This window comes from Pseudomonas sp. Leaf15 (assembly GCF_001421425.1).
Lineage (GTDB): Bacteria > Pseudomonadota > Gammaproteobacteria > Pseudomonadales > Pseudomonadaceae > Aquipseudomonas > Aquipseudomonas salomonii.
Genome location: NZ_LMKI01000006.1, coordinates 96,748 through 112,542, shown reverse-complemented (window position 1 = coordinate 112,542; position 15,795 = coordinate 96,748). Strand labels below are relative to the sequence as shown.

Annotated in this window: 13 protein-coding genes and 2 tRNA genes; 1 reads left to right on the top strand and 14 read right to left on the bottom strand. The window is 58.1% G+C overall.

What is annotated here, in order from left to right:
* Positions 1–27 precede the first annotated feature (27 nt).
* The 11 genes from infB to rlmE form a co-directional block, all read right to left on the bottom strand.
* A complete protein-coding gene (gene infB, locus ASE80_RS07055) occupies positions 28–2,553 on the bottom strand; it encodes a translation initiation factor IF-2 (protein WP_056858280.1) in 2,526 nt (841 codons plus the stop codon).
* A 27-nt stretch (positions 2,554–2,580) separates the two neighbouring features.
* Complete coding sequence (gene nusA / locus ASE80_RS07050) at positions 2,581–4,062, bottom strand: transcription termination factor NusA (RefSeq protein WP_043051766.1); 1,482 nt, start codon at positions 4,060–4,062, stop codon at positions 2,581–2,583.
* A 47-nt stretch (positions 4,063–4,109) separates the two neighbouring features.
* The gene (gene rimP / locus ASE80_RS07045; RefSeq protein WP_032865935.1) at positions 4,110–4,568 is read right to left on the bottom strand and encodes a ribosome maturation factor RimP; all 459 of its coding nucleotides are present in this window, start codon (positions 4,566–4,568) and stop codon (positions 4,110–4,112) included.
* Positions 4,569–4,708: 140 nt separating this feature from the next.
* A tRNA-Met gene (locus ASE80_RS07040) sits at positions 4,709–4,785 on the bottom strand.
* 96 nt (positions 4,786–4,881) lie between these two features.
* A tRNA-Leu gene (locus tag ASE80_RS07035) sits at positions 4,882–4,967 on the bottom strand.
* Between the two features lie 22 nt (positions 4,968–4,989).
* Entirely contained in the window at positions 4,990–5,373 is a 384-nt protein-coding gene (secG, locus tag ASE80_RS07030; protein ID WP_010206600.1) for a preprotein translocase subunit SecG, read from the bottom strand.
* A 4-nt stretch (positions 5,374–5,377) separates the two neighbouring features.
* A complete protein-coding gene (gene tpiA / locus ASE80_RS07025; RefSeq protein WP_043051841.1) occupies positions 5,378–6,133 on the bottom strand; it encodes a triose-phosphate isomerase in 756 nt (251 codons plus the stop codon).
* 66 nt (positions 6,134–6,199) lie between these two features.
* Complete coding sequence (gene glmM, locus ASE80_RS07020) at positions 6,200–7,537, bottom strand: phosphoglucosamine mutase (RefSeq protein WP_017139252.1); 1,338 nt, start codon at positions 7,535–7,537, stop codon at positions 6,200–6,202.
* 16 nt (positions 7,538–7,553) lie between these two features.
* Positions 7,554–8,405: a dihydropteroate synthase gene (folP, locus tag ASE80_RS07015; RefSeq protein WP_056858279.1), complete on the bottom strand. Its 852-nt coding sequence runs from the start codon at positions 8,403–8,405 to the stop codon at positions 7,554–7,556.
* A gap of 8 nt (positions 8,406–8,413) precedes the next feature.
* Positions 8,414–10,324: an ATP-dependent zinc metalloprotease FtsH gene (gene ftsH, locus ASE80_RS07010; RefSeq protein WP_032865933.1), complete on the bottom strand. Its 1,911-nt coding sequence runs from the start codon at positions 10,322–10,324 to the stop codon at positions 8,414–8,416.
* A gap of 200 nt (positions 10,325–10,524) precedes the next feature.
* A complete protein-coding gene (gene rlmE / locus ASE80_RS07005; protein ID WP_017139255.1) occupies positions 10,525–11,175 on the bottom strand; it encodes a 23S rRNA (uridine(2552)-2'-O)-methyltransferase RlmE in 651 nt (216 codons plus the stop codon).
* A 105-nt stretch (positions 11,176–11,280) separates the two neighbouring features.
* On the opposite strand from rlmE, the gene ASE80_RS07000 reads away from it, so the two are divergent.
* Entirely contained in the window at positions 11,281–11,589 is a 309-nt protein-coding gene (locus ASE80_RS07000) for a YhbY family RNA-binding protein (RefSeq protein ID WP_017139256.1), read from the top strand.
* A gap of 8 nt (positions 11,590–11,597) precedes the next feature.
* Here the strand turns inward: ASE80_RS07000 and ASE80_RS06995 are convergent, their stop codons facing one another.
* Genes ASE80_RS06995 through carB form a run of 3 tightly spaced genes read right to left on the bottom strand, consistent with a single transcriptional unit; the run spans position 11,598 to position 15,725 of the window.
* Positions 11,598–12,002, bottom strand: coding sequence for a hypothetical protein (locus ASE80_RS06995; protein ID WP_056858278.1), 405 nt, complete (start codon positions 12,000–12,002; stop codon positions 11,598–11,600).
* Between the two features lie 28 nt (positions 12,003–12,030).
* Positions 12,031–12,507, bottom strand: a complete 477-nt coding sequence (greA, locus tag ASE80_RS06990) for a transcription elongation factor GreA (RefSeq protein ID WP_056858277.1) — start codon at positions 12,505–12,507, stop codon at positions 12,031–12,033.
* The gene (gene carB / locus ASE80_RS06985; protein WP_056858276.1) at positions 12,504–15,725 is read right to left on the bottom strand and encodes a carbamoyl-phosphate synthase large subunit; all 3,222 of its coding nucleotides are present in this window, start codon (positions 15,723–15,725) and stop codon (positions 12,504–12,506) included. Before carB ends, greA begins: the two co-directional genes overlap by 4 nt.
* Positions 15,726–15,795 lie beyond the last annotated feature (70 nt).

Below are 15,795 nucleotides of genomic sequence, written 5' to 3'. Positions count from 1 at the left end.
CGCGACGTGGCTCCGGAAGTGCGCGAGTTAGAGGCTGCGAGCAACCTGGACCTTCTCGTAGACTTCGATCTTGTCGCCAGCCTTGACGTCGTTGTAGCTCTTGACGCCGATACCGCATTCCATGCCGGCACGTACTTCGGAAGCGTCATCCTTGAAGCGGCGCAGGGATTCCAGCTCGCCTTCGAAGATAACGATGTCTTCACGCAGTACACGGATCGGACGGTTACGGTACACAGTACCTTCGATAACCATGCAACCGGCGATCGCACCGAATTTCGGCGAGCGGAACACGTCACGCACCTCGGCAACACCCAGGATGTTCTCCCGGACATCGCTGCCAAGCATGCCGGTAAGGGCTTTCTTGACGTCTTCGATGATGTCGTAGATGACGTTGTAGTAACGCATGTCCAGGCCTTCCTGCTCGACGATCTTGCGAGCGCCAGCATCGGCACGCACGTTGAAGCCGAACAGTACAGCGTTGGAAGCCAGTGCCAGGTTGGCGTCGGATTCGGTGATACCACCGACACCGCCACCGACAACGCGTACTTGCACTTCGTCGTTACCCAGGCCATTCAAGGCGCCGTTCAACGCTTCGAGGGAACCACGAACGTCAGATTTGAGGACGATGTTAAGCGTCTTCTTCTCTTCCTGGCCCATGTTCTCGAAGATGTTTTCCAGCTTGCCGGCGTGAGCACGGGCCAGCTTGACTTCGCGGAACTTGCCTTGACGGAACAGAGCCACTTCACGGGCTTTCTTCTCGTCGGCCACTACGCTCATCTCGTCGCCAGCATCCGGGGTACCGTCCAGGCCGAGGATCTCGACCGGGATAGCCGGGCCGGCTTCCTTGATTGGCTTGCCGTTCTCGTCGAGCATGGCACGTACACGGCCGTAGTTCGAACCAACCAGCACCATGTCGCCTTGGCGCAGGGTACCGTCTTGAACCAGAACGGTCGCAACCGGGCCACGGCCCTTGTCGAGGCGCGATTCAACCACAACACCACGGCCAGGAGCCGATGGGGTAGCGGTCAACTCGAGTACTTCGGCTTGCAACAGAACGGCTTCGAGCAGTTCGTCAACGCCAGTACCCATTTTTGCGGATACCGACACGAATGGCGTCTCGCCACCCCACTCTTCAGAAGTCACGCCGTGAACCGACAGTTCGCTACGGATGCGATCGAGATCGGCGCCCGGCTTGTCGATTTTGTTCACTGCAACCACCAGCGGTACGCCTGCCGCTTTCGCGTGCTGAACAGCTTCGATGGTTTGCGGCATCACGCCGTCGTCCGCTGCAACGACCAGGATCACGATGTCGGTGGCCTTGGCACCACGGGCACGCATTGCGGTAAACGCAGCGTGACCAGGGGTGTCGAGGAAAGTCACCATGCCACGCTCGGTTTCAACGTGGTACGCGCCGATGTGCTGGGTAATGCCGCCGGCTTCGCCTGCAGCAACCTTGGCACGACGGATGTAGTCGAGCAGGGAAGTTTTACCGTGGTCAACGTGGCCCATTACGGTCACAACCGGTGCACGGGAAACAGCCTCACCTTCAAACTTCAGGGACTCGGCCAGGGAATCTTCCAGGGCGGTGTCGCTGACCAGGGTCACTTTGTGGCCTAGCTCTTCAGCAACCAACTGGGCAGTTTCCTGGTCCAGTACCTGGTTGATGGTGGCTGGAGTGCCCAGCTTGAACATGAACTTGATGATTTCAGCTGCCTTGACCGACATCTGCTGGGCGAGATCGCCAACAGTGATGGTCTCGCCGATCTTCACTTCACGCACGACAGGGCCGGTTGGGCTCTGGAAACCGTGGGCGTTGCGTTTTTTCAGCTTGGCCTTGCCGCGACCACCACGACGGAAGCCATCGCTTTCTTCGTCGGTAGTACGTGGGGCAACGCGTGGAGCAGGCGCTTTCTCTTTGACCGAGGCACGATGCGGAGCGTTTTTACGCTCGCCGTCGCCACCACCACCGCGACGATTGTTATCGTCGGCACGTGGCTTGTCCGGACGACGAGGTTCGTCGCGCTTGCGAGCGTCAGCTGCAGGAGCAGGTGCGGCGGCAACCGGAGCGGCCTCACGCACAGCTTCAACAGGCGCACCAGGCGCGGCGACTGCTTCAGTAGTAGCAGTTTGCGCAGCTGCAGGCTGGCGACGCGCTTCTTCTTCGGCGCGACGCTTGGCTTCTTCTTCAGCCTTCTGACGAGCAGCATTTTCTACTGCGCGACGCTCTTCCAGCTCGCGTTTGCGCTCGGCTTCGATTTCTTCCGGGCTGCGCTGTACGAAGACTTTCTTCTTGCGTACTTCAACGCTGATGCTCTTGCTACCAGCAACACGCAGGGTGCTGGTGGTTTTGCGCTGCAATGTAATCTTGCGCGGTTCTTCCACTTTCGCCTTGTGGCTGCTCTTCAAGTGAGTCAGCAAAGACTGCTTCTCACTATCGCTCACACCTTCGTCGGCGGCGGTGTGCGGCAGACCTGCCTCACGCATCTGCTGCAACAGGCGCTCTACCGGTGTTTTGACCTCATCGGCCAGTTGTTTCACCGTGACTTGCGTCATGCACTTCTCTCCTCAGGCCGCGCCTAGTTACTCGAACCAATGGGCTCGGGCGGCCATGATCAACTTGCCGGCACGATCATCGTCAATGCCGTCGATGTCGAGCAGATCGTCAATAGACTGCTCGGCCAGGTCTTCGCGGGTAATTACGCCGCGCACCGCCAGTTCCATCGCCAAATCCTTGTCCATACCCTCAAGCGAGAGCAGGTCTTCGGCCGGATGGGCGTCTGCCAGCTTTTCCTCAGTAGCGATGGCTTTAGTCAACAAGCGATCCTTGGCCCGAGCGCGAAGCTCGTTGACGGTGTCTTCGTCAAAGCCGTCGATGTTGAGCATTTCTTCCAACGGTACGTAGGCAATCTCTTCCAGGCTGGTGAAGCCTTCATCAACCAGTACCTGTGCCAGGTCTTCATCGACTTCCAACTCTTCGATGAAGTTGCGCAGGATGTCACCGGTTTCAGCTTGCTGCTTAGCCTGGATGTCCGATTCGGTCATCACGTTCAGGGTCCAGCCGGTCAGTTGGCTGGCCAGACGCACGTTCTGACCACCACGACCAATGGCCTGAGCCAGATTGTCTGCGCCAACGGCGATGTCCATTGCATGGGCATCTTCGTCAACGATAATTGCCGCCACTTCAGCCGGCGACATGGCGTTGATCACGAACTGCGCCGGGTTATCGTCCCACAGGACGATGTCCACACGCTCACCGCCCAACTCGCCCGACACTGCCTGGACACGCGAACCGCGCATACCAATGCAAGCACCTTGCGGGTCGATGCGCTTGTCCTTGGAGCGGACCGCGATCTTGGCGCGCGAACCCGGGTCGCGGGACGCAGCCATGACTTCGATCAGGCCTTCGGCGATTTCCGGCACTTCGATGCGGAAAAGCTCGATCAGCATTTCCGGCGCGGTACGCGACAGGATCAGCTGAGGGCCGCGGTTCTCGGTGCGGATTTCCTTGAGCAGCGCACGCAGACGCACGCCGACACGGAAGGTTTCGCGAGAGATGATGTCTTCGCGGGCCAGCAACGCTTCGGCGTTGTTGCCCAGGTCAACGATCACGTTGTCGCGGGTCACTTTTTTCACGGTGCCGGAGATGATCTCACCCAGGCGTTCGCGATAAGCGTCAACGACTTGAGCGCGCTCAGCTTCGCGAACCTTTTGCACGATGACCTGCTTGGCGGTCTGTGCAGCAATACGGCCGAACTCGATCGACTCGATCTTTTCTTCGACGACATCACCGACCTGGGCGCCCGGATGCGTTTGCGCAACCTTGCTCGGCCAGGTTTCGATGGCCGGATCATCAAGATCGGCTTCTTCGACGACCGTCCAGCGACGGAAAGTCTCATAGGCACCGGTGTGGCGGTTGATTTCCACACGCAGATCAACTTCGTCTTCAAAACGCTTTTTGGTAGCAGTGGCCAGGGCCAGCTCCAGCGCTTCAAAAATCACGTTTGCCGGTACGCCCTTTTCATTGGATACCGACTCAACAACCAGCAGTACTTCTTTGCTCATCGTACGCCTCGCCTTTCGCAAGCCATTGGATCCGCGGGATCCGCGTCTCAGTCAAAACTGGGAATAATGTTGGCCTTGTCGATCATATCGATCGGCAACAGGAATTCATGGTCTTCTACCTGCACCACGACATCCTGTTCTTCTACACCGCGCAGAAGGCCCTGAAAGTTGCGTCGCCCTTCAAAGGGAGAGCGCAGCTTGATCTTCACTTGTTCACCGGCAAATTTTGCAAACTGATCAATAGTGAACAGTGGGCGTTCCATGCCTGGCGAGGAAACTTCGAGGGTGTATTCAACGGCGATTGGATCTTCAACATCCAGGACACCGCTGATCTGACGGCTGACAATGGCACAATCGTCCACCAGCACACCGCCCTCTTTATCGATATAAACGCGCAACATTGAGTGGCGACCTTGAGCCGAAAACTCAATACCCCAGCATTCATAGCCTAGGGCCACGACCACCGGGGCCAGCAAGGCCTGCAACTCTTCTAGCTTGCTCGACACCTGAACCCCCTCGTGCATGTATGTGCATGCTGTGCAAAATAAAAAAATGGGCGAAACGCCCATCCTTGAAACGCCGTCGAACAGCGGCGTTGAAAGTGTCCAGCTAACAAAAAGCCCCTTAAAAGGGGCTCCGCTAAAACTGGTTGCGGGGGCCGGATTTGAACCGACGACCTTCGGGTTATGAGCCCGACGAGCTACCAGACTGCTCCACCCCGCGACAAAGCTGGGGCGGAAGTATACGACCGATCCCTTACAGGGTCAATGTAACCTTCCACCTACAAGAAAGCCCGCAACAGCGGGCTCTCCTGATAATTGGTACCGAGAAGGGGACTCGAACCCCTACACCCTATGGGCACAACCACCTCAAGGTTGCGTGTCTACCAATTCCACCACCTCGGCAATACAGCGTTTACAACCCTTCTTACTTCTGCTCTTGAGCTGGAGGTACGTCAGTCGCTGGAGTAGCCGACTTTTGCTCTTGAAGCACCGGTACATCATCAGAAGCCGGTTTTGCTTTTGGTACTTCCAACACTGCCGGGTTTGGGAGACCTACTTGAGTCAGCACATGAGCTTTCTCTTTAGCAAAGTAACCTAACCCCAAGCTGGTTATGAAGAAACCGGCGGCAAGTATAGCAGTAAACTTACTAAGAAAGGTAGAGGAACCTTGGCTTCCGAACACAGTATTTGAAGCACCTGCACCGAAAGACGCACCAGCATCCGCACCTTTACCCTGTTGCAACAAAACCAGGGCAACTACGCCCAGGGCAGCCAACAAATGAAAAACGACTACGACTGTTTCCAGCATTTTTTCAGTTTCCCGCGGCGCGACAAATCGCACCGAACTCATCTGCATTCAGGGAAGCTCCACCAATGAGCCCCCCATCGATATCCGGCATGCCGAACAGTTCGACCGCATTGGCCGCCTTCACGCTGCCGCCGTATAGAAGCCGCACACCTTGTGCGACTTCAGAATTCTCTGCCGCTAACTGCGCGCGAATGGCTGCATGCACATCCTGCGCTTGTTGCGGCGTTGCAGTCAGCCCGGTGCCAATGGCCCAGACCGGCTCGTAAGCGATTACTGCCTTTGCAAATGCACCAACACCCAGCTCCTCGATGATGCTGCCCAGCTGACGCGAGACAACTTCAAGAGTCTTGCCCGATTCACGCTGCTCCAGGGTCTCCCCTATGCACAACACTGGAATCAAGCCACAAGCCTGTGCCGCTGCGAACTTGCGATTGAGTGTCCCATCACGCTCGCCCATCATCTGACGGCGCTCGGAGTGCCCGACAAGCACATAGGAACAACCCGCATCAACCAGCTGACTCGGTGAAATCTCACCGGTCAACGCACCTTGCATGGGTTCCACCGCAGAGTTCTGCGCGCCGACCTGAATCGACTTGCCTTTCAAGCCATCAACCACTTGGTTGATATGCAAGCAAGGCGGGAAAACCGCAACATCAACACCGCCAGGCAAGGCCAAGTGACGAAGGCCATTGATCAGCTCAGCGACACTGGCGCGGGTACCGTGCATCTTCCAGTTACCAGCTACCATAGTGCGACGCATGCTGTACCTCGTCGGTCAAAGTGGGCGCAGATGTTACCCAACCACATCATCACTGGCAAGCCGAATTCAGGCGCAAATTTCAGTTACCAGTTTTGCCAGGTCTTCGGCGTGGCCGCGAACCTGCGTTTCGTCCTCGCCTTCGACCATGACACGCACCAGCGGCTCTGTGCCGGACTTGCGCAACAACACGCGGCCACGCCCAGCCATTGCGAGGGTCACACGCTCGCAGGCGTCTTTGACAGCAGGGTGCTCGATAGGGTTTTCGCCACCGGCAAAGCGCACATTCAGCAGAACCTGCGGGCATTTGCGCAGCGCCTGGCGCGCTTGAGCCAGACTCTCTTTGCGACGACGCAACGACAGCAGTACCTGCAGCGCAGCAATAATGGCATCGCCCGTGGTGGTGTGTTGGAAGCAAACCACATGCCCCGAGTTCTCTCCGCCCACCAGCCAGTTACGCTCCAGCAGCTCGGCGATGACATAACGGTCACCGACATTGGCGCGCACAAACGGAATCCCCAGCTCGGCCAAGGCCAACTCAAGCCCGAGGTTGCTCATCAGCGTGCCAACCACACCGCCTTGCAGCTTGTCACGCTCATGCAGGTCGCGGGCAATGATGAACAACAGCTCATCGCCATCAACCACCGCACCGGTGTGATCCACCATCAATACACGGTCACCGTCGCCATCGAAGGCAATACCGAGGTCAGCGTGCTCGGCCAGGACAGCAGCCTGCAGCTGCTCCATATGCGTCGAGCCGCAGTTATCGTTGATGTTCAAACCATTTGGCTGGGCCGACAGCACCGTCACATCGGCGCCCAGCTCCTTGAATACGCTGGGAGCCACTTTGTAGGTTGCACCGTGAGCACAGTCGACAACAATTTTGAGGCCGGCAAAATTGGTGCTGGTCGGCACACTGCTCTTGCAGAACTCGATGTAGCGGCCCGAGGCGTCATTGATACGCGAGACCTTGCCCAGCTTGCTGGACTCAACCACGGTCATCGGCGCATCCAGCAACTCTTCGATCATCAGTTCGATCTCGTCCGGCAACTTGGTGCCCTGGCCCGAGAAGAACTTGATGCCGTTGTCATCATGGGGATTGTGCGAGGCACTGATCACGATACCGGCTTCAGCGTGGAAGGTACGCGTCAGGTAAGCGATTGCCGGTGTCGGCATTGGCCCCAGCAGCATGACATCGGCGCCCGCGGCAGACAGCCCCGCCTCCAGCGCAGATTCGAACATGTAACCCGAGATGCGGGTGTCTTTGCCCACCAGGATGCGGCAAGCGCCCATGCTGCGGAACGCCATACCGGCCGCCCAACCCAGCTTGAGCATGAAATCAGGAGTGATCGGGAATTCGCCGACCCGACCACGAATACCGTCGGTGCCAAAATATTTTTTAGTCATAAGTGCTCCATCATTCTTATTCGGCTGATTCTACCGCGGCCAGCATGCGCACCACATCAACCGTCTCGGCGACGTCATGCACCCGCAAAATACGCGCGCCCTTGGTCACGGCAAGTGCCGCCAACGCCAGGCCACCGTACAACCGCTCACCCACCGGGCGATTCAGGGCCAGCCCTATCATGCTCTTGCGCGACACGCCGACCAACAGGGGTCGACCAAGTGCGTGCAAGGCTTCCATATGCTTGAACAGGCTCAAGTTGTGTTGCAGGGTCTTGGCGAAGCCAAACCCGGGATCCAGGATAATCTTTTCGGCGGCGATACCCGCCTTGGTGCACTCAGCCATTCTTTGCGCAAGAAACCCACTCACCTCACCCACGAGATCATCGTAGTACGGGCTGTCCTGCATATTGCCGGGCTCTCCCAACATATGCATAAGGCACACCGGCAGCCCGGTGGCCGCCGCCGCATCCAGGGCGCCATCACGCTGAAGGGAGCGCACATCATTGATCAGCCCGGCACCGAGGCGCGCCGTCTCGCGCATTACGGCGGGAGTCGAGGTGTCCACCGAAATGATCACGTCCAGCTCACGGGCAATCCGCTCGACGATTGGCGCAACCCGCTCAAGCTCCTCCAAGGGGGAAACCACGCGAGCGCCCGGCCGAGTTGACTCACCACCCACATCAATCAATGTCGCGCCGGCCGCCACCATCGCTTCGGCATGACGCAACGCGGCATCCTGCTGGCTGAAGCGGCCGCCGTCAGAGAAAGAATCGGGGGTTACATTAAGAATGCCCATGACATGCGTATGGGCCAAATCAAGAACCCGGTTGCCGCAAGGCAACCGGGTGGAGGACAGCACGGAAGTCATTTCAAACCTTAGTGGTCAGCTGCGGGGCCGCCGATCGGGGCTTCAGGGCGCTCGTTCTGCACCACAGGCGGGGTGCCCGAAGTGCCCGAACCACCTTCCCAATCACGAGGCTCACGCGGTGCGCGACCCGCCATGATGTCGTCGATCTGATCGGCATCAATGGTTTCGTACTTCATCAGCGCATCAGCCATTGCATCCAGCTTGTCGCGGTTATCCGTCAGGATCTGCTTGGCCGTGCCGTAGCACTGGTCAATGATGCTGCGCACTTCGGAGTCGATCAGCTTGGCCGTCTCACCCGAGAAGCTGGCAGCTTGACCGCCACCACCACGCCCCAGGAACACTTCGCCTTCTTCCTCGGCATACATCAAAGGACCGAGTTTTTCCGACAAGCCCCACTTGGTCACCATGTTCCGTGCGATCTGGCTGGCACGCATGATGTCGTTGGAAGCACCGGTGGTCACACCGTCGAAGCCAAGCGTCATCTCTTCAGCAATCCGGCCGCCATACAGCGAACAGATCTGGCTGATCAGCGCCCGCTTGGAGAGACTGTAACGATCCTCTTCCGGCAGGAACATGGTCACACCCAGCGCACGCCCACGAGGAATGATCGACACTTTGTAGACCGGGTCATGCTCAGGCACAACACGACCAACAATGGCGTGACCGGCTTCGTGATAAGCGGTGTTCTGCTTCTCTTTCTCGGACATGACCATGGATTTGCGCTCGGCACCCATCATGATCTTGTCTTTGGCCAGTTCGAACTCTTTCATTTCAACAATGCGCTTGCCGGTACGGGCAGCGAACAACGAAGCCTCGTTGACCAGGTTGGCCAGGTCGGCACCGGAAAAGCCTGGCGTACCACGGGCAATCACGGCCGGAGCCACGTCGTCACCCATTGGCACTTTGCGCATGTGTACTTTCAGGATCTGTTCGCGACCGCGGATATCCGGCAGGCCCACCACAACCTGACGGTCGAAACGGCCTGGACGCAGCAACGCTGGGTCGAGTACGTCCGGACGGTTAGTCGCAGCGATGACGATGATGCCATCATTCATTTCGAAGCCGTCCATCTCAACCAGCAATTGGTTGAGGGTCTGCTCACGCTCATCATGACCGCCCCCCATGCCGGCGCCACGATGGCGACCCACAGCATCGATTTCGTCGATGAAGATGATGCACGGTGCGTGCTTCTTGGCCTGTTCGAACATATCGCGAACACGGCTGGCACCGACACCGACGAACATTTCGACGAAGTCAGAACCGGAAATGGTAAAGAACGGCACCTTGGCTTCGCCGGCAATTGCCTTGGCCAGCAAGGTTTTACCGGTACCCGGAGGACCGACCATCAGCACGCCACGAGGAATGCGGCCACCCAGGCGCTGGAACTTGCCCGGATCACGCAGGAACTCAACCAGCTCGCCGACTTCTTCCTTGGCTTCATCACAACCTGCGACGTCAGCCAGGGTGGTCTTCACCTGATCTTCGGAAAGCAGGCGTGCCTTGCTCTTGCCGAAACTCATCGGCCCGCCCTTGCCTCCCGCACCACCTTGCATCTGGCGCATGAAGAACATGAACACGGCGATAATCACCAGGATCGGGAAGCTCGCTACCAACAGCTGAGTCCAGATGCTCTGCTGCTCAGGCTGTTTGCCTTCAACCACTACGTGGTTATCCACCAAGTCGCCGATCAGACCGTTGTCCTGGATTGCCGGACGAATGGTCTTGAAGCTGTCGCCATCGTTGCGCTTGCCGGTGATCACGTAGCCATCAACCGCTACGCGCTCGACCTTGCCATCCTTAACTTGCTGGATGAAGTCGGAATAGTTGAGGGTCTGCGGCTCGTTAGGGCTGGAGAAGTTGTTCATCACCGTCACCAGGACAGCCGCGATGATCAACCACAGGATCAGATTCTTTGCCATATCGTTCAATTAACTACCCTCTGAAGCAAGCTCCGCTAGTGGCGCGCGCTTCGCATGATATTCACCGGCCTAACTTACTACATTACCTACAACTCTGGCAGGCGCCGTCTGTAACCCTTTGTGAAACTTTGACTACACAATATTCGTAAAGCTTCGTGACGAAAGCGATATAAAAAAACCTATCGCCCTCCTCGAATTCCTCAAAAACGCTCTTCGCTCTCAGCCCCTTCAACACCACGGAAGCCGCGGCACAGCAGGTATTGCTCGCGTGACCGGTCTCGCGAAGAGTCAGGTTTGCGCGTCTGTACCTTGTCGAACAGCTTGCGGATGTTCTTGTGGTACTCGTCAAAACCTTCGCCCTGGAAGACTTTCACCAGGAAATCACCGCCCGGACGCAAAACCCGACCCGCCAGGTCCAGTGCCAACTCGCACAGGAACATGGCTCGCGGCATATCAACGGCCGGTAATCCACTCATATTGGGGGCCATGTCGGAAATCACAAGGTCTACCTGCGAATTTCCCACAGCCTCGAGGATCTCGGCCAACACCGTGTCCTGGGTGAAGTCGCCGTGTACAAAGGTCACATCCGGGATGCTGTCCATCTCAAGGATGTCGGATGCGATCAATCGACCTTGCCCACCAATCAGACGACTGGTCACTTGGGACCAGCCACCAGGGGCTGCGCCAAGGTCAATAACGCTCATGCCTGGACGAATCAATTTGTCCTTGTCCTGGATCTCCAGCAGCTTGTAGCTGGCCCGGGAACGGTAGCCGTCCTTTTGCGCCTTTTTGACGTAAGGATCGTTGAAATGTTCTTGTAGCCACTTAAGGCTGGTTTTGGAACGGGCCACGGGCCACCTCGAAAATAAAACGGGTCGTGATTAACTGGGCGGTCCCGGACTCGCTCGGGTAAACTGGCCGCCGCTTTTTACAAGATCAGACGCAGGGGTCAGATTATGCCGCTCACTCAAGAGCAGAAGAAACAGTACAAATCCATTGGCCACCATCTGAAACCAGTTCTGATTGTGGCAGACAACGGTTTGACTGAAGGTGTGTTAGCCGAACTGGAACGCGCATTGGGCGATCACGAACTGATCAAGATCAAGGTCAACATCCTTGACCGCGAAGCGCGTTTGGCTGCCATTGCAGAACTGTGCAAGGTCGGCAAAGCGGACCTGGTACAGGTCATCGGCAAGATGGCACTGCTGTATCGCAAGAACTTCAGCGTCAACAAGCAGCTGTCGAACGTACACCGCTTCAAGTAATACAAGGGTCACGGGCGTGCTTCGCGCGCCCTGCCGCTCCATCCCGGTGCCGGCTGTATGACCAGCACCAGGCCGGAGAACCCTAGCACAAGATAGCTGAATAGCTGCCAGCGCAACGCTTGCGGCAGCCACACATGCACCACGCAAAACATTGCGCACGCATACAGCGCCATCAACAGCAGTTGGCCGCGAATATCCCGCCACAAGCTCTCCAAACCCTCGGCCTTGACCAGCACCAATGCCTGGAGCGTCACGCACGCCGCTGCAAAACCCACCAGCAGCGCACTCAGCATTCCGTTGAGCTCATCAATCAGCAGCGGCGCCAGGCCAATCAGGCCCAACACCGGCAGCACACCGATGTGCAACAACCACAGGCCGCCCACCCACAGCATCTGGGCAAGCTGCCAAAGCATGGCGCCCGCACGAAGCGGGCGCCGTCTTTCAGATGTGACGAACTTCAACAATCTCGTACTCGATTACACCACCGGGCGTTTTCACAGCCACCACGTCACCCTCTTCCTTGGCAATCAAGGCCCGGGCCAGTGGCGAACCGACGGAGATTTTGCCGAGTTTGAAGTCGGCTTCGTCTTCACCGACGATGTGGTAAACCACGCGCTCGTCGGTCTCGACGTTGGCGATTTCCACGGTAGTGCCGAAAATCACTTTGCCAGTCTTCGGGATGGTCGTGACATCGATGATGACCGCATTCTGCATACGGCCTTCGATATCACGGATCCGCGCCTCGACCATACCTTGCTGCTCACGAGCAGCGTGGTATTCGGCGTTCTCCTTCAAGTCACCCAGCTCGCGGGCCGTACCGATGTCCTGGCTCAGCTTCGGGCGGACGACCTTGGTCAAATGGGCGTGTTCTTCTTCCAGGGCCTTGGCGCCCTGGACGGTCATTGGGTATTTGGTCATGCCTTCAATCCTGCGTGTAGATCCTGCAAGCGACGCACGGTCTTTTCCGGACCGAACTTGAGCGCTTCGCAGATGGCTTCGCCAGCAGCAATGGTGGTGGTGCAATAGATCTTGTGCTGCAAGGCATTACGACGAATGGAATAGGAGTCCGCGATCGACTGGCGACCTTCGGTGGTGTTGATGATCAGGGTGACTTCGTCATTCTTGATCATGTCGACCACGTGCGGACGGCCTTCCGTCACCTTGTTCACGCGACGTACTTTCAGGCCGGCAGCCTCGATCAGCTTGGCCGTCCCGGCAGTCGCCACGACTTCAAAGCCCAAGTTGATCAGATCACGGGCCACGCCTGCAACCAGTGGCTTGTCATCATCACGCACGCTGATAAACGCAGTACCGCCGGTCGGCAGCACTTCGCTGGCGCCCATCTGGGCCTTGGCGAACGCTTCACCGAAGGTATCGCCCACGCCCATTACTTCACCGGTGGACTTCATCTCCGGGCCCAGGATCGGGTCCACGCCAGGGAATTTGGCGAAGGGGAACACCGCCTCTTTCACGCTGTAGAAGTTTGGAATGATTTCCTTGGTGAAGCCGATTTCCTTCAGGGTCTTACCGGCCATCACGCGGGCAGCGATCATGGCCAGGGACACACCGATGCACTTGGAAACAAATGGCACGGTACGCGAAGCACGCGGGTTCACTTCGATGACGTAGATGTCTTCGCCTTGCAGCGCCAACTGTACGTTCATCAGGCCGACCACGCCGAGTTCCAGGGCCATTTTCTTGACCTGCTCACGCATCTCGTCCTGGATGTGCGCCGGCAGCGAGTACGGCGGCAGCGAGCAAGCGGAGTCACCGGAGTGAACGCCAGCCTGTTCGATGTGCTGCATGATCGCGCCGATGACGACGTCGGTACCGTCGCACACCGCGTCCACGTCCATTTCGATGGCGCAGTTGAGGAAGTGGTCCAGCAGCACCGGGCTGTCGTTCGACACTTTCACCGCGTCACGCAGGTAGCGCTTGAGCTCGTCTTCTTCGTAGACGATTTCCATCGCCCGGCCGCCCAATACGTAGGACGGACGCACCACCAGCGGGTAGCCGATCTTGCTGGCTGCGCGGATGGCTTCATCTTCGCTGCGCACGGTGGCGTTTGGCGGCTGACGCAGGTTCAGGCGTTCAACCATTTGCTGGAAACGCTCACGGTCTTCAGCACGGTCGATGGCGTCAGGGCTGGTGCCGATGATCGGTACGCCGGCCGCTTCCAGGGCACGTGCCAGTTTCAGCGGGGTTTGGCCGCCGTACTGCACGATCACGCCTTTTGGCTTCTCGACGCGACAGATCTCCAGCACGTCTTCCAGGGTGACCGGCTCGAAGTACAGGCGGTCGGAAGTGTCGTAGTCAGTGGAAACGGTTTCCGGGTTGCAGTTGACCATGATGGTCTCGTACCCGTCTTCGCGCAGCGCGAGGGCGGCGTGTACGCAGCAGTAGTCGAACTCGATGCCCTGGCCGATACGGTTCGGACCGCCACCCAGGATGATGATCTTGTCGCGGCCCGACGGCGCAGCTTCGCACTCTTCCTCATAGGTGGAGTACAGGTAGGCAGTGTCGGTGGCGAACTCGGCAGCGCAGGTGTCAACGCGCTTGTAGACCGGGAAGATATCCAGCTTGTGGCGATGGGTACGCAGGTTCTTCTCGGTCACACCCAGCAGCTTGGCCAGGCGCTGGTCAGAGAAGCCTTTGCGCTTGAGGCGGAACATCAGGTCGCGGTCGATAGCGGACAAGCCCAGGGTCTTGACCTTCTCTTCTTCCTTGATCAGATCTTCGATCTGCACCAGGAACCACGGATCGATCATGTTCATGCCGAAGATATCTTCAACAGTCATGCCTGCGCGGAAAGCGTCAGCCACATACCAGATACGCTCGGCGCCCGGCACAGTCAGCTCGCGCTTGAGCACGCTCATGCTTTCCGGGTTGCTCAGGTCGAGCTTCTCGTCCAGGCCGCAAACACCTACTTCCAGGCCGCGCAGCGCTTTCTGCAGGGATTCCTGGAAGGTCCGGCCGATGGCCATGACTTCACCGACCGACTTCATCTGAGTGGTCAGGCGTGCATCGGCCTTGGCGAATTTCTCGAAGGCAAAGCGCGGCAGCTTGGTCACGACGTAGTCGATGGACGGCTCGAAAGACGCCGGCGTAGCGCCGCCCGTGATTTCGTTTTGCAACTCGTCCAGGGTGTAACCGATCGCCAGCTTGGCAGCGATGCGCGCAATCGGGAAACCGGTCGCTTTCGATGCCAGCGCCGAAGAACGCGATACACGCGGGTTCATCTCGATCACGACCATGCGGCCAGTGTCCGGGCAGATGCCGAACTGAACGTTGGAACCACCGGTTTCAACGCCGATCTCACGCAGTACCGCCAAGGAGGCGTTACGCATGATCTGGTATTCCTTGTCCGTCAGGGTCTGTGCCGGAGCAACGGTGATCGAGTCCCCGGTGTGCACGCCCATCGGGTCGAAGTTTTCGATGGAGCAAACGATGATGCAGTTGTCTTTTTTGTCGCGGACAACCTCCATCTCGTACTCTTTCCAGCCGATCAGGGATTCGTCGATCAGCAGCTCTTTGGTCGGCGACAGGTCCAGGCCACGGGCGCAGATTTCTTCGAACTCTTCACGGTTGTAGGCGATGCCGCCACCGGTGCCGCCCATGGTGAAGGACGGACGGATAATGCACGGGAAGCCCAGCTTTTCGAGTACCGCATTGGCCTCTTCCATGCTGTGGGCAATGCCGGAGCGCGGGCAGTCAAGGCCGATGGACTTCATGGCCTTGTCGAAACGCGAACGGTCTTCAGCCTTGTCGATGGTGTCGGCATTGGCGCCAATCATCTCTACGCCGAACTTCTCCAGAACGCCTTCGCGCTCCAGGTCCAGGGCGCAGTTCAGTGCGGTCTGGCCACCCATGGTCGGCAGCAACGCGTCCGGACGCTCTTTTTCGATGATCTTGGCAACGGTCTGCCACTTGATCGGTTCGATGTAGGTGGCGTCGGCCATGTCCGGGTCGGTCATGATGGTGGCCGGGTTGGAGTTCACCAGGATGACGCGGTAACCCTCCTCGCGCAGGGCTTTACAGGCCTGGGCGCCGGAGTAGTCGAATTCGCAGGCCTGGCCGATCACAATCGGGCCAGCGCCGAGAATCAGGATGCTTTTTATGTCTGTACGTTTTGGCATGGGTTTGTCACTCAAATCCGCAGGTCAGTCGGCAAGCCGTCTTGAACAATCGTTGAAGAGCCTGTGGGGG

Bases quoted from the DNA above. Each gene is read 5' to 3' on its own strand.
- ASE80_RS07000 (WP_017139256.1), top strand. From the start codon at position 11,281: ATGCCGCTCACTCAAGAGCAGAAGAAACAGTACAAATCCATTGGCCAC.
- nusA (WP_043051766.1), bottom strand. From the start codon at position 4,062: ATGAGCAAAGAAGTACTGCTGGTTGTTGAGTCGGTATCCAATGAAAAG.
- tpiA (WP_043051841.1), bottom strand. From the start codon at position 6,133: ATGCGTCGCACTATGGTAGCTGGTAACTGGAAGATGCACGGTACCCGC.
- ASE80_RS06995 (WP_056858278.1), bottom strand. From the start codon at position 12,002: ATGCTTTGGCAGCTTGCCCAGATGCTGTGGGTGGGCGGCCTGTGGTTG.
- glmM (WP_017139252.1), bottom strand. From the start codon at position 7,537: ATGACTAAAAAATATTTTGGCACCGACGGTATTCGTGGTCGGGTCGGC.
- folP (WP_056858279.1), bottom strand. From the start codon at position 8,405: ATGACTTCCGTGCTGTCCTCCACCCGGTTGCCTTGCGGCAACCGGGTT.
- infB (WP_056858280.1), bottom strand. From the start codon at position 2,553: ATGACGCAAGTCACGGTGAAACAACTGGCCGATGAGGTCAAAACACCG.
- greA (WP_056858277.1), bottom strand. From the start codon at position 12,507: ATGACCAAATACCCAATGACCGTCCAGGGCGCCAAGGCCCTGGAAGAA.
- ftsH (WP_032865933.1), bottom strand. From the start codon at position 10,324: ATGGCAAAGAATCTGATCCTGTGGTTGATCATCGCGGCTGTCCTGGTG.
- secG (WP_010206600.1), bottom strand. From the start codon at position 5,373: ATGCTGGAAACAGTCGTAGTCGTTTTTCATTTGTTGGCTGCCCTGGGC.
- carB (WP_056858276.1), bottom strand. From the start codon at position 15,725: ATGCCAAAACGTACAGACATAAAAAGCATCCTGATTCTCGGCGCTGGC.